This is a genomic window from Gammaproteobacteria bacterium, from assembly GCA_009838035.1.
Taxonomy (GTDB): Bacteria; Pseudomonadota; Gammaproteobacteria; order Steroidobacterales; family Foliamicaceae; genus Foliamicus.
On record VXSK01000029.1, the window covers coordinates 19,835 to 33,745 of the forward strand.

A 13,911-nucleotide genomic window follows, 5' to 3' on the forward strand; every position below is an offset into this window, starting at 1 on the left:
ATCCAGGGGAGCGAAGATGAACCAGAACAATGTCTTGAAGGCTTCTTACAGGGCAATTCTTGCAATTGCGCTCACGGTTGGATTCCCCCTCGCGTCGTTGGCGCAAACGCCAGGCGAGGTGGCCGAACGTCCAATTGAAGAGATCGTTGTAACGGGCTCCCGAATCCAGCGCTCGCCCACGGAATACCTGCTGCCCACCGTCAGCATCGACGGGGATTACCTCGACAATCGCGGCAGCCTCAACCTCGGCGAGGCGATCAACGAGATCCCGTTGTTCTCCACGGCAGGCAACGACGACTACGATTTCAATCAGGCCGCGACCGATGTCGGTTTGACGTTTGTCGACCTGTTCGGTCTCGGGTCCGAACGCACGCTGACCGTGCTGAATGGCCGCCGCATGGTCTCGTCATCCTCGCCGCAGCCCAATCGCGCCACCGGAAGTTCGGGACTGCAGGTGGACATCAACTCGATACCGACGGCGCTTGTGGAGCGCATCGATACGGTCACGGTCGGGGGCGCGCCGATCTATGGAGCCGACGCTATAGCAGGCGTCGTCAACGTCATCATCCGGGACGACTTCGAGGGATTCGAACTGGACGCACAGGGGAGCCAGTCCCAGGAAGGCGACGCCGGGAGCCTTCGCGGCCGGCTGGTGTACGGCCGCAATCTGGCCGACGGCCGCGGCAACATCGCCGTTGCGATCGAATACGTGGAACGGGCCGGCCTGCTGCAGACCGACCGTCCCGGGTCCGCCGACCTCCAGATTTCCCATCCGATGCTGGCAACGAATCCCATCGGATTCTTCACCTCCGACCCGCCATTGCCGTTGAACACATTCCAGACCGACACCGGGTTTCCGGGGGTTTCCGCGTACGGCACGCCCGCCGTCAACCTGTTCGGCCTGGGCGCAGCCGTCGTATTCGGCGCCAACCCGGTCGGCTTCCTTCAGGACGGCGCCAGCGGCGACATCCTGATGTTCGATGAGAACGGGGAGCTGATACCCGTGATGATCGGCGACGGCAACGGCACGTTCCTGTTCTCGCAAAACCAGCCGGACTTTCCGGGCCTCTTTCGGGAGTCGGACTACGGAACGATGCTGAACGACAGCGAGCGGTTCAATGTAATGACCCTCGGTCACTACGACATCAGCGATTCGGTCCGCCTGACCGCCATGCTGCGGTTTTCCGAGCTTGACGCGTACCAGCCGATCGCTTCCCCGAGCGTATTCGGGACACCGGTACAGCCAGGTCTGACGGTTTCCCTGGGCCATCCATTCCTCAATCCCGACGCCCGCGCCACGATAAGTTCCGGAGTGATTTCCGGGACCGCCGCCCTGTTCGGCGCGCCGTTCCCCTTCCTTGCGCTTGGCCCCAACTTCATTGTCGGCCGGTCGCTCAACGATCTCTCGGACAAGGGCACGGAGGCCAGCGGCACCAGCTGGAGCGCGGTGGTCGGGCTGGAGGGCGAGTTTGCAGCCGGGGACCGGGAGTGGGCCTGGGACCTCACTTTCAGCCAGGGCCGTGCTTCGTCAACCAATGTGAGCGCGACCGTGAACGCGGCGCGTTTCGGCCTTGCGGTGGACGCGGTAATGGTGGATTCGGGCGGTGCGATCCTCACCGATCCGTCAATGTTCGCCGATCCCCGCCAGATGACTTTTGACGCCGGCCGGGGCGGCTGGGCCGATTCCGCTACCGGGCAGCAGATCGTCTGCCGCGCGCGGGTCATGGGCGCCGATGGCGCCAGCCAGTCGGATATCGCGGACTGCCTCCCCTATAGCCCGTTCGGCGCCTACAACACCGAGGAGACGCTGAGCTATCTTCGGGCGCTTTCGACGATCGACACGCGCATCGACCAGCGGTTCCTCCAGGGCAACGTCACCGGCGACCTGTGGGATTTGCCCGCGGGTCCGATTCAGTTTGCGGCCGGCTTCGAGTACCGCGTGGAAGAGTCCATGTTTACGACCGACCCGCTCACCAGGGCCGGGGGCCTTCTGGGCGGACACGCCGGCACCCCGGACGTTTCGGGCGATTTCGACTCCACGGAAGGATACGCGGAATTTGTCGTGCCGATCATCAGCAACGAGATCGTGCGCCAGTTCAACCTGGAAGGCGCATTTCGCCGCATCGACAACAGTCTCGCCGGCGCCGACAACGTATGGACGATCGGTGTCCGGACGGTCCTGGCAGGAGGGCTTACGATTCGCGGCAACCAGACCCGGTCCGTGCGCGCCCCCTCGATCGCGGAGCTGTTCGCGGGGCAGAGTCCGTTATTCACGGGCGTTGCGGACCCCTGCGCAAACAGCCAGATCAATGGCGGACCGAACCCCTCCAACCGCGCAAGCAATTGCGCCGCGGCGGTGGTGGCCGCCGGGCTGGCGCCGAACGAGACGGCCGCCCGGGATTACCTTGCCGCCTATATCGGCGCCATCGGCGGCGTTCCCGGCACGATCGGGGGCAACTCCTACCTGGAGAACGAGGCGGCGGATTCGTGGACGGTGGGACTCACTTTCGAGCCGGCGTTTCTCGATCGTTTGGCAATCTCGCTCGACTACCAGAACATCGAGATCGAGGGCGCGATCAACAATCTCAACGGCAGCGCGGTGGTTGCAGCTTGCTACGACAGCAGTGTTTACCCCAGTGATGCGGTCTGCAACCAGTTCACCCGCGATCCCGCAAGATTCATCCTGACGGGCTATCGGGCCGGCTTTGTCAACACGGGATTCACGAACTTCGCCGGCCTGACGACGAACATCGCGTACAGCGTGGATATCGGGCCCGGCACGTTGGGGTTGGCGGTAACCTGGTTCCGTCTCGACAAGTACGACACTTCAACCAACGGGTTCGACGTGGACGATTGGGTGGAGTTGCTCGGCCGGGAGAAGAACCGCGCACAGATTGCGGTTTCGTACTCGCAGGGCAAGTGGTCGGCGACCTGGCAGGGTCACTACGTGGGCGAAGGCTGGCTCGATTCGAGCGCGAGGGACCATGACGGAACCTCGACTCCCCTTTTCGAGTTCGCGCGAACGGATTCCATGCTGACCCACAACGCGACCGTCAGCTACGAATTCAATGAGCGCTTCAGCGCCAGACTCGTGATCAACAACCTCACCGAAGAGACGCAGCCGAGAGAGCTCAGACAATTTGCAAACGTGTTCGCGCGCGTCGGTCGTACCTACGTATTTGCGTTCAAGGCAAGACTGTGAGCGGCGCCGGGCGGGGTCCCGGAGAAAGCTGAACGATACGGGACGGGTGTCGTGACACGACACTGCATGTCGCGCGGCTCGGCGATCGGGTCGCTGTTCCTGCCGGCGGCCCTGCTGGTGGCAGGATGCGGCATCGAGGACCCGGGTTTGCAGGCCGATCGCGGCGACCAGCCCCTGTTCGGCGCCTGGGGTTTCGACGTTGCCGCAATGAACCCGGCGATCACGCCCGGTGACGACTTCTACGAATATGTCAACGGCAGGTGGATCGACGACACTTCGATCCCTGCCGACCGGATTCAGGTCGGTTCCCGGGCGTTCGTGCGGGAACGAAATGACGCGCTTATCGAGGAAATGATCCTTGAGTTCGCCCGGCCTGGAGTCCGGGACGGCCTTTCGCCCGTCGAACGGAAAATCGGCGACCTCTATGCGAGTTTCATCGACCTGAAATTGCGGAACGAGCGGGGCATTGGGCCGATTGATGCGGATCTTGACCGTATCCGGGCGATCTCGGAACGTTCGGCGCTTGTCCGGGAGTTTGCGCGCCACAAGCTCACCGGAGGCGCCTCGCCGATTACGGGATTTGTCGAGACGGATTTCAACCGGCCGGACAGGCAGGTGTTTTTCATGGACGTGGGCGGGCTCGGCATCTATTCGCCCGGCGGCTACACGTCCATGGACGACATGCAACGGTCGAATCGTGCCGCGTATGCGCGTTGGGTCGGAAGCGCGCTGGAAAGACTGGGATTCGACGCCGCTGAAGGCCTTGCCGATGATGTCGTCGCGCTCGAAACCCGGCTCGCCGCCGCTCATCCCACAGCCGAAGAGCGACACGACTATGCCGGGTCCGTGCACGGCTACACGTTGGGTGAAGTCGCCGAGGCGTTTCCCGGGTTCGACTGGTCAGCCTTTTTCGGCGAGCTTGGTATCGATCACTTCGAAAACCTGATCGTCCGGTTCCCGCGCAGCGTCGCCACAATCGTGGAGATCGTCAATGGCGCCCCGCTGGAAGTGTGGAAGGCTTACCTGTGTTTCCACCTGTTGCACAACAACGTCCCGTACCTGGACAGCCGGACACAGGTAATGAAGTGGGAACTCTTCGACTCCGTAATTTCCGGCCGCTCCGCCGATCGCAGCGTCGAGGATCAGGCGTTGCGTTTCGTGCAACTCGCCTTCAGCTTCGAAATCGGTCGGGCCTTTGTGGAACGGCACTTTTCACCCGCGGCCAAGGCGGAAGTCGAGAGCATGTTTGAACAACTCAAGCGCGCGTTTCGCCGGCGGCTGCAACAACTGGACTGGATGGACGACGAATCCAAGCAGGAGGCGTTCGTAAAGCTCGATCGCATACGCGCGAAGATCGCCTATCCGGATGCATGGCGGAGCGAGCCCGACGTGACCATCGGCCGCGCATCCTTTTTCGAGAACCTGCGGGAGGTGCGTGCCGACCGCTGGGCTCAGCAAGTCCAACGCGTCGGCATACCGCCCGACCCGGAATTGTGGGGCATGGTGCCGCAGGCGGCGGGCGCCGGGTTTCATCCGGCATTGAACGAGATCACTATACCGGCGGGCAACCTTATGCCTCCGTTCTTTGACGACCGCGCCGATCCCGCCATCAACTATGGGGCGATCGGCGGCGTAATGGGCCACGAGCTGCTGCACGCATTCGACGATCTCGGTCGCAGATTCGATGCCGCAGGGGCGCTGCGGGACTGGTGGACGCCGAAGTCCGCCGAAGCGTTCAACCAGCAGGCGCGGTTGATCGTGGATCAGTTCAGCCGCTACGAGCCTCTGCCCGGACGCTTCGTTAACGGCAAACTGACACTGGGCGAGAACATCGCCGATATTTTTGGCCTGACGCTGGCTCTCGACGCGTACAGGGCGTCCGATCATTGGGGCGAGCGGATCGATATCGATGGATTTACGCCCGAACAGCGTTTCTTTTTCGGATGGGCGCAGATGCGCCGCGAAAAGTTCCGCCTCCAGACGCAGATGCAGTTGCTTGAGACCGACCCGCATTCGCCGGGATCGATACGAGTCAACGGTGTGGTTCGCAACATCGACGCATGGTACGGGGCCTTCAGCGTTGAGGCCGGCGACGCCTTATACCTGGCGCCGGAGGCGCGCGCGGCAATATGGTGAGATGCTGGGTGCTGCTGAGTGTTTGCGTGTTGGCGGCAAGCGAGATCGAGGCGGAGGGCGACGGCGTTGCAACCCGGGATCAGGCGCTTCGTGCCGTGGCGGACGCCTCGCACACGATAACCGTTGTCGCTCCGGGCGACTCGGCCGGCGACCTCGAGTTTCTCGCCGACTACATCGGCGATGCCAGGGTGGTGGGACTCGGCGAGGCCACCCACGGCACCCGCGAGTTCTTCCAGCTCAAGCACCGGGTCATTCAGTACCTGGTCGAACGGGAGGGATTCCGCACCTTCGCGATCGAGGCCGTGTTCGAACCGTCCATCCGGATCGATCGATACATCAAGGGCGGTGAAGGAGACGTGGAAGCACTCGTGAACGGGCTGGGATTCTGGACCTGGGACACCGAGGAGGTGATCGAGCTGGTGGAATGGATGCGGGCCTACAACGCGCGCGGCGGCGACCCGCTCAATTTCTACGGTTTCGACGTGCAGGGCGGTGGCGATGCGCTGAAACGGGCCGTGGCCTTCGTCGCCGCGCATGCCCGGGACGAGACCGCCGCGCTCAGGGCCGGATTCGGGCCGTATCTTTCCTTCGACGAACTTGAGGGCGAGGCGCGCGAGCTTGCCAGGACGCGGCTCAACAGCCCGGCGAACCTGACGGGCATGCATCGCGCCGCGACGGACCTCTCGTTGTACATCGAACGTAACGAGGCGCTTCTGACCGCAAGCGCCGGGACCGATGACTATCGGTTGGCGCAAGGCGCCGCACGGGTCGCGGTCTGGTGGCTTGCAATGGCCTTGCAGCCGGACGAATGGACCTATCTTCGTTCCACGTCCGCTACCGACGTTCGGGATCGCGGGATGGCCGATATGGTTCACTGGATTCGCGCCGTCGGAGGAGACGAAGAGCGCATTGCGCTTTGGGCGCACAACGCTCATGTCGGCAAGATCAGAGATGCGGACGGCGACCGCATGATGGGTATGCTGCTGGAAAACGAACTCGGCAGCGACTACTACGCGATCGGCTTCGCGTTCGAGCGGGGCAGCTTCCAGGCGTTTCGTCCTGCGACGGAAGAGCAGTCAGCGGTGTTCATGGAACACACCGTGGGCGCGGCGGACGAGGATTCGGTGGATGGCTTCCTGGCCGACGTGGGGAGCGATGTGTTCTTCGTTGACCTTGGCCGGGCGAGTCGCGCAATTTCGGTCAGGAAATGGCTCGGGGAGCCCAGGCGCATGCGCTGGACCGGCGCGCGGTACTCGGACGAACTCGAGGCCTTGCACCCGCCGGTTCCGGTCCTTGCCATGTTCGATGGGCTGATCTTCGTCCGGGATACGACCCGCGCCAGGCCATCGGTGCGAACGCGCGAGCGATTCGGGTTGGAGATCACCTGGTAACGGCGCGGATGAAGGGCGCAGTTTCCACCCTGGCAGCGGTTGCCGGCGCGCTGCTCCTCGCCTGCGGGGCAGTCAGCGGTCGCCCCATTGCGCTTGCCGATTACCTCGAATGGGAGACCGCCGGAGCACCGGCAATTTCACCGGATGGCGAACGTGTCATCTACCTGCGGTCGCGTGTTGACCCGGTAAAGGACGGGTGGATTCGCGAACTGTGGGTGATGAATGCCGACGGAAGCGGCAAACGCCGTTTTGACAGTGGCTGGAATGTCGCGTGGTCTCCTGAAGGGAACCGTGTGGCCTACCTGTCGAGCGGTGAGAACGGTGTCCGAATACTGATACGGGACGCCACCGACAGCGGCTTCAGCGAACCTCGCAGCGCAACCGAGGAAGAGATATCGCCTTCGTCGATCACCTGGTCGCCGGACGGAACGAAGCTCGCGTTTGCGTCGATGGTTCCCTTCACCGAAACTTGGCCGGTCGAAATACCGGAGGCGCCGGAGGGCGCCCGCTGGACCGATCCCCCGGCCGTCGTCGATACGCTGCATTTCCGCAACAGCGCCGGAGCGATCGCGAATTCACGCCGCCATCTGTTCGTGCTTGACCTGGAGACCGGCTCGGTCGAGCAGATTACGAGCGGCAACTGGTTTGCCGGGGCCCGGTATTCGGGCTTCTTCTTCGGATCGGCGTTCGCATGGTCGGCGGACAGCCGCGCATTGTTCTTCGACGGCGACACCGAGTTTGACGACACCCTGGAGAACATGGACCGCTCCCACATCTACCGGGTGGACATCGAAAGCAAGCGGATTGAGCGTCTGACGGAAGAGCCGGGTTTCTGGCGCACCCCTTCGCCGTCGCCCGATGGACGCTACCTGGTCCACACGGGTTTCGCGAAGTCGCCCGATTCGTTCGCACCGCGGGAACTGCGCCTGATCGACCTCGAAAGCGGCGAGTCCCGGACGCTGGTCGCGGATTTGCCTGATGAGGTTTATCGCTTCGCCTGGGCCGGCGACGCAAGCGGCGTTTACGTCACCCAGGACCGCGCGGGCTCGACCAACATCGAGTTTGTGCATCTTGGTGGAACGCAACAGGCCGTCACTTCGGGACGCCAGCGCCTCTACCTGGGCGGGATCAGTGCAGACGGCACGGGCATCGCGTCGCATACCACCCCCACATCCGGATACGACGTGGTGTCGATCGACATGCAAAACGGCGCAATTTCCATTCTGACGTCGGTCAATGCGCAACGCTTGTCGGAAATTCGGCTCGGCGATGTCGAGGAATTCTGGTACGAGGCACGCGACGGACAGCCGGTACAAGGCTGGCTGTACCATCCGCCGGACTTCGAACCGGGCAACAGGTACCCGCTGATTCTCGAAATCCATGGCGGACCGCATTACATGGCGGGCAACGACTTCAGCTTCCGCTTGCATGAGTTTGCCGCGCGCGGATATCTCGTCCTCCTGACCAATCCGCGCGGCAGCACCGGCTACGGCGCGGCCTTCGCCAATGCGATCGACGACGCGTTTCCGGGAGATGTCGATTCGGGCGACCTTCTGTCGGGAATCGACTCCGTGGTGGCAAGGGACATCGTCGATGAGGACCGAATCTATGCAATGGGATGCAGCGGCGGCGGTTCGCTCGCTGCATGGCTGAGTTCGCATTCCGATCGTTTCGCGGCAGTCTCGGTCAGCTGTGCTGTCACCAACCGCATCAGCATGGCGGGCACGACGGACGCCGTCGGATGGAGCTACTCGAGCTTTCCTACGCCGTTCTGGGAAGACCCGACCGCATGGCTCAAGCACTCGCCGATCATGCACGTCGGCAGGGTCGAAACGCCGACCCTGGTCATGGTCGGAGAAAATGACGGCCGGACTCCGGTCGCGCAGTCCGCCGAGTACTACCTCGCGCTCAAGGTAAAGGGTGTTCCGACCAAACTCCTGATCTTCAGGGACGAAGGCCACGGACCGTGGCGAAGCAAACCGAGTAATTTGTTTCGAACGCAGCAATACCTGCACGAGTGGTTCTCCACATACACCCTTTCGATGCGCGACCGATGAACAAGCGTATCCCCATGCTGTGGCTTGCCGGCATCGCGCTCCTGGCAGGCGCGGCGCAGGCGAAGTCCGATAGCTGGAAGCAGGCCAAGGCGCTGGAGATATACGCACACGCGGTCTCGATCCGCACCGTGAAGGGACAGGGCAAGGTGCCGGAGCTGGCGGCGTACCTGGCGGGATTGGTGGCCGGCGAGTCGGTTGCCGTGCAAATCACCGGAAACCCCACGGCAGCGCCGGCGTCACCGCTGCGCGAAGACGTGGTTGCCGCCGTGCGTGCAGCAGTGGCGAACCGGTTCGGCGACGTGGAAATCGTAGGCAAGATGTCCGCCGGCGCCACCGATGGACTGGAGTTCAGGCTGGCCGGGATTCCCACCTACGGAACTTCGGGCATCTTCATGAAGCCGAATGAAATGCGCGCCCACGGCGTAAACGAGCGGCTGCCCACCGAGAATCTGACCGGCGGCATCGACCATTGGGAGATCCTCATCAGGCACCTCGCCGGTCCGGGCGAGTGATTGCCGACGCGGTGTGAGGGGTGGCTGGGGGACCAGGATTCGAACCTGGATTCTCGGAGTCAGAGTCCGATGTCTTGCCGTTAGACGATCCCCCACCCGTTGGCCCGCGGGGCGCCGCCGCGCAGCGCGATCAGCGCTTGGAGTATTGGGTGGCGCGGCGGGCTTTTCGCAGGCCCACTTTCTTGCGCTCGACCTTGCGCGCGTCGCGGGTGACGAAGCCGGGCGCCCTCAGCTTGGGACGCAGCTCCTCGTCGTAGGCAAGCAGCGCACGGGTGATCCCGTGCCGTATGGCGCCGGCCTGACCGGTGGTGCCGCCGCCCTTCACAGTCACGGTGACATCCATCCGGCCGTCGAGGCCGACCACCTTCAGCGGCTGATGAACGATCATGCGCGCCGTCTTGCGGCCGAAGAATTCGTCCAGCGGGCGCCGGTTGACGGTCACCTTGCCGGTGCCGGGCCGAAGGAATACGCGCGCCGTGGAGGTCTTGCGGCGGCCGGTGCCGTAGAACACGGTGTCGGTCATGCCTGTATCTCCAGGGGTTTGGGCTGCTGCGCGGCATGCTGGTGCTCGGGGCCCGGATAGACCTTGAGCTTCTTGAGCATGGCGCGGCCCAGGCGGTTCTTCGGCAACATCCCGCGCACGGCGGAAAGGATGGCGCGCTCGGGCGTTTCCTTCATGACCCGCTTCAGCGGAACGGACTTGAGGTTGCCGATGTAGCCGGTGTGACGGTGATACATTTTCTGGTTCAGCTTGTCTCCGGTCACGCGGACCTGGGACGCGTTCACGACCACGATGTAATCGCCGGTATCCACGTGCGGCGTGTACTCGGGCTTGTGCTTGCCCCGCAGGCGCGTGGCAAGTTCGGTCGCCAGCCGGCCCAGCGTCTGGCCGGCGGCGTCCACGAGGAACCAGTCCTGCCGGACCTGCCCGGGTTTTGCGGAAACGGTACGCATATTGAATCGTTGCTGGAAACAGGCTGCGCAGCATGCGCGAAGCCGCGGAATTTTACACTATCGGGGGTTTGCATGCCCGGCACGGCGGGGCAAGCCTTATGATCACCGAACGCTTCAGAGGTCGAGCACGAAAGGAACACAAACAGTGAACAAGATTGGGCGGCGCGGGTTTCTGAAATCGACATTGGCCGCGGGGGCGGCGGCGGGGCTGGGTTCGGCCGCGGCCAAACAGTCCGGCAAAATCGAGCGGCCGAGGCCGGCGGGCAGCCGCCCTGTCATGGACCTGGTGGCGCCGCAGCTGGAAACCGTGCGTGTGGGCCTGATCGGCGTGGGCGAGAGGGGCACCGGGTTCGTACGGCACTTCTGCAACATCGAGGGCGCCCGTATCACGGCCATTTGCGACACCCACCAGTTCGTGCTCGATCGCGCGGCCGGCATCATGGCGGACCTGGGCGCATCGCCGGCGGCACTGTATACGGGCGACGACTACGCCTACCGCAAGCTGCTCGATCGCCGGAACGTCGACATCGTGGTGATCGCCACTCCGTGGCGCTGGCACGCGATCATGGCCGCGGAAGCGATGGAATGCGGCAAGCACGCGTTCGTCGAGGTGCCCGCGGTCACCACGCTCGACGAGGCCTGGTGGCTGGTGGACACATCGGAGCGCACGCGGATGAACTGCATGATGCTGGAGAACGTCTGTTACGGCCGCGACGAACTGATGGTCCTGAACATGGTCCGCCAGGGACTTTTCGGCGAACTGCTGCACGGGGAGGCGGCCTATATCCACGAACTGCGCTGGCAGATGAAGGAGATCGACCACAAGACAGGCTCGTGGCGTACGCAATGGCACGCGAGGCGCAACGGCAATCTCTATCCCACGCATGGCCTGGGTCCGATCGCCCAGTACATGGGCATCAATCGCGGCGATCGGTTCGACTACATGAATTCCATGAGCTCCCCCGCGGTCGGCAGGCAGGCCTACGCGCGCAGGGAATTTCCGCCGGAACACGAGCGAAACCGGCTCGACTACGTCACGGGCGACATGAACACGAGCCTGATCAGGACCGTGCAGGGCCGAACGATCATGGTGCAGCACGACACGACCACGCCGCGTCCGTACAGCCGCCACAACCTGATCCAGGGGACCAACGGGGTCTTCGCGGGCTTTCCCAACCGCATCGCGCTGGAGGAAGGGGGCGCCGGGTCATTTCACGAATGGGATTACGACATGACGGCATGGCGGGCACGGTACGACCATCCGCTGTGGGTGCAGATGGGCCGGCGGGCCGAGAAACAGGGCGGTCACGGCGGCATGGACCACCTGATGTGCTGGCGGCTGGTTGACTGCCTCAGAAACGGCGAGCCACTGGATCAGAATGTCTACGACGCCGCGGCCTGGTCGGCGATTGGACCGATCAGCGCCGATTCGGTCGCCGACCGGGGCAACAGCAAGCCGATTCCGGACTTTACCCGGGGGACATGGAACCGGACCGAACCGCTGCCCATAGTCGGCGCGGAAAGCACGGGCTAGCGCACCGTCACATCAACAGGGAGCGGTGAGCCTCATACTCTGTCGCCGACGCGCTTGGACGGAAAGTTACAGGTAAACGTGCTTCCCGAACCGGGCTTGCTCTTTATTTCCAGGCTGCCGTCGTGACGCGTCAGCACATGCTTGACAATGGCCAGTCCCAGACCGGTGCCCGGAACCACGGGACTGCCCTCTCCCCGTACCCGGTAGAACCGTTCGGTCAGGCGTGGAAGGTGTTCCCGCCGGATTCCGATGCCGGTATCGGTCGCGGAGAGTTGTCCGCCGGAGCGGCCTGCTTGCCAGCGCAATACGACTGCGCCGCCGGGCGGCGTAAACGCTGCTGAATTGATCGCCAGGTTGGTCGCAACCGACCGGATCTCGGCTTCGTCGCCCAGCAAAGGCCGTTCGCTCCTGACTTCGGCGCGGATATCCAACTGGCCGCTGGAACGCGCTGTCGCGACCTGCACCGCGTCCCCGAGAACGTCCATCATGTTCAGGGGCGTGAAGCCGGGCGGAGTTTCGGACGTCTCCAGCCGAGACAACTCGAGAAGGTCCCGCACCAGCCTGGTCATGCGGTCGCACTGCGACGCCATGTGTTGGACAGGGTCGCTCCAGCGATCGGGAAACTCCTCATCTTCCGACATCGACTCCAGGTAGCCGGTCAGCACCGTCAGGGGCGTCTGCAGTTCGTGCGAGGCGTTGGCCACGAAGTCGGAGCGGGTCTTGTCCGCCAGCACCGCGGCGGTGACGTCGCGCACCAGGAGCAGGAATTGCTTTTCCGCGTAGGGAACGCGCTGCGCCTCCAGCCAGCTGTCGGGCTTCTCCGGCGACTTGAAGCGCACCAGGTCCTTGCCGCCGCGCTCGAGCCAGGTCCTGAACTCGGCATCGCGGATCAGCTTGAGCGCCGGCCTGCCCTTGTCCAGCCGTTTGCGCACGCCCAGCAGCCGGCGGGCCTGGCGATTGCTGACCACAACCTCTCCGTTGTCGTTCAGTACCAGGGCCGCGTCGGGGAAGGACCGCGCCGTGCTGCGCAGGGCCTTCAGCACTTTCCTGAGCCGTTCTTCGGCCTCCTCCGTGCGGCTCTCCAGGTCGCTCAATTGCTGCGGCAGTTCGGCGAAGGAGAACGCGCCTCCGGACCATGCATCCGGGTCGAACAACTGTGACAGTTCGCCCGCGGCGCGCACCTGGACCGACAGTTCCCATGCAAGAACCAGGACAAGGCCGGCCAGGGCGCCCGCAATCGGCCTGTCGGCAAGCAGCCAGGCGGCGGCGCCCAGAACCGCCGCCACGCCGCAGGCGCGCAACGCAATACGGATAACCAGTCTGCGAACCAGGGGATCCAAGACTCGACTCTACTGGAGCGAGAAACGGTAGCCTGCGCCTCGCACGGTCTGGATGTAGCGGTCCACCTCATGCGCTTCAAGCGCCTTCCTGAGACGCCGGATATGCACATCCACGGTGCGGTCCTCCACGAAAACCGCCGGCCCCCATACCCGATCCAGCAATTGGGAGCGGCTGAATACGCGCTCGGGGCGTTCCATGAACAGGCGCAGCAGGCGGAATTCGGTCGGCCCCAGGACGACGGGCCCCCGGTCGGTATGCACACGATGGCTGACCGGGTTCAGCGTCAGCCGCCCACGCGTTATCGGGTCCTCCTGGGAGCTCTGGGAGCGGCGCAGCACCGCGTTGATGCGGGCCAGAAGCTCGCGGCTTGAGAACGGCTTGGTGACGTAGTCGTCGGCGCCGCTGCTCAATCCCGAGATCTTGTCCTGCTCCTGCGAGCGGGCGGTGACCATGATGATGGCCACGTCGCGCGTCTCGGGCGTGCGCTTGATCCAGCGGGTCAGTTCCAGGCCGCTGCTATCGGGCAGCATCCAGTCGATGATGGCCAGGTCGGGAAGGCGTTCGGCGATGGCCTTGCGGGCGGCGCCTGCGTCCTCCGCTTCGCGCACGTCGAAGTCGGCGCGGCGCAGGTTGAAGGCGAGCATTCCGCGAATCGCGCCCTCGTCCTCGACTACCAGAATATCGCGCCGCATTTCGCCTTCAAATTATGCCATTCCCCAGCAGCGATGCTTCCTCGCCCTGTGTTCGACCCGCCTCCTCGTCGGAGACGCCATCCTGGCTCGAT

General features: G+C 64.0%; 10 protein-coding genes and 1 tRNA gene. 6 read left to right on the plus strand and 5 right to left on the minus strand.

Annotation, left to right across the window (positions count from 1 at the left end):
* The first annotated feature begins 16 nt into the window (after positions 1-16).
* From F4Y72_12175 to F4Y72_12195, 5 genes are read left to right on the plus strand one after another with little or no spacing between them, the layout of a single operon-like run.
* Positions 17-3,202: a TonB-dependent receptor gene (locus F4Y72_12175; GenBank protein ID MXZ29042.1), complete on the plus strand. Its 3,186-nt coding sequence runs from the start codon at positions 17-19 to the stop codon at positions 3,200-3,202.
* A 51-nt stretch (positions 3,203-3,253) separates the two neighbouring features.
* Positions 3,254-5,338, plus strand: coding sequence for a M13 family metallopeptidase (locus F4Y72_12180; protein ID MXZ29043.1), 2,085 nt, complete (start codon positions 3,254-3,256; stop codon positions 5,336-5,338).
* Positions 5,332-6,729 carry an erythromycin esterase family protein gene (locus F4Y72_12185; protein ID MXZ29044.1) on the plus strand — a complete coding sequence of 466 codons (1,398 nt, stop codon included), beginning with the start codon at positions 5,332-5,334 and terminating at the stop codon, positions 6,727-6,729. The genes F4Y72_12180 and F4Y72_12185 overlap by 7 nt, the downstream gene beginning before the upstream one ends.
* 8 nt (positions 6,730-6,737) lie before the next feature.
* A complete protein-coding gene (locus F4Y72_12190; protein MXZ29045.1) occupies positions 6,738-8,786 on the plus strand; it encodes a S9 family peptidase in 2,049 nt (682 codons plus the stop codon).
* A complete protein-coding gene (locus F4Y72_12195; GenBank protein ID MXZ29046.1) occupies positions 8,783-9,298 on the plus strand; it encodes a M20/M25/M40 family metallo-hydrolase in 516 nt (171 codons plus the stop codon). Before F4Y72_12190 ends, F4Y72_12195 begins: the two co-directional genes overlap by 4 nt.
* A 21-nt stretch (positions 9,299-9,319) precedes the next feature.
* Here F4Y72_12195 and F4Y72_12200 read toward each other — a convergent pair.
* The 3 genes from F4Y72_12200 to rplM all read right to left on the minus strand — a co-directional run bounded on the left by F4Y72_12200 (position 9,320) and on the right by rplM (position 10,252).
* Positions 9,320-9,393, minus strand: a tRNA-Gln gene (locus F4Y72_12200).
* Positions 9,394-9,428: 35 nt separating this feature from the next.
* Entirely contained in the window at positions 9,429-9,821 is a 393-nt protein-coding gene (gene rpsI / locus F4Y72_12205; GenBank protein ID MXZ29047.1) for a 30S ribosomal protein S9, read from the minus strand.
* A complete protein-coding gene (rplM, locus tag F4Y72_12210) occupies positions 9,818-10,252 on the minus strand; it encodes a 50S ribosomal protein L13 (protein ID MXZ29048.1) in 435 nt (144 codons plus the stop codon). Before rplM ends, rpsI begins: the two co-directional genes overlap by 4 nt.
* A 145-nt stretch (positions 10,253-10,397) precedes the next feature.
* Between rplM and F4Y72_12215 the strand changes: the two genes are divergently transcribed.
* Positions 10,398-11,786, plus strand: a complete 1,389-nt coding sequence (locus F4Y72_12215) for a Gfo/Idh/MocA family oxidoreductase (protein MXZ29049.1) — start codon at positions 10,398-10,400, stop codon at positions 11,784-11,786.
* 32 nt (positions 11,787-11,818) lie between these two features.
* Here the strand turns inward: F4Y72_12215 and F4Y72_12220 are convergent, their stop codons facing one another.
* Complete coding sequence (locus F4Y72_12220) at positions 11,819-13,126, minus strand: hypothetical protein (protein MXZ29050.1); 1,308 nt, start codon at positions 13,124-13,126, stop codon at positions 11,819-11,821.
* A 9-nt stretch (positions 13,127-13,135) separates the two neighbouring features.
* A complete protein-coding gene (phoB, locus tag F4Y72_12225; protein MXZ29051.1) occupies positions 13,136-13,819 on the minus strand; it encodes a phosphate regulon transcriptional regulatory protein PhoB in 684 nt (227 codons plus the stop codon).
* Positions 13,820-13,911: the final 92 nt, after the last annotated feature.

Excerpts from the sequence above, each read along its gene's own strand:
- phoB (MXZ29051.1), bottom strand. The coding sequence starts at position 13,819 with ATGCGGCGCGATATTCTGGTAGTCGAGGACGAGGGCGCGATTCGCGGA.
- F4Y72_12195 (MXZ29046.1), top strand. The coding sequence starts at position 8,783 with ATGAACAAGCGTATCCCCATGCTGTGGCTTGCCGGCATCGCGCTCCTG.
- rplM (MXZ29048.1), bottom strand. The coding sequence starts at position 10,252 with ATGCGTACCGTTTCCGCAAAACCCGGGCAGGTCCGGCAGGACTGGTTC.
- F4Y72_12190 (MXZ29045.1), top strand. The coding sequence starts at position 6,738 with ATGAAGGGCGCAGTTTCCACCCTGGCAGCGGTTGCCGGCGCGCTGCTC.
- F4Y72_12175 (MXZ29042.1), top strand. The coding sequence starts at position 17 with ATGAACCAGAACAATGTCTTGAAGGCTTCTTACAGGGCAATTCTTGCA.
- F4Y72_12185 (MXZ29044.1), top strand. The coding sequence starts at position 5,332 with ATGGTGAGATGCTGGGTGCTGCTGAGTGTTTGCGTGTTGGCGGCAAGC.
- rpsI (MXZ29047.1), bottom strand. The coding sequence starts at position 9,821 with ATGACCGACACCGTGTTCTACGGCACCGGCCGCCGCAAGACCTCCACG.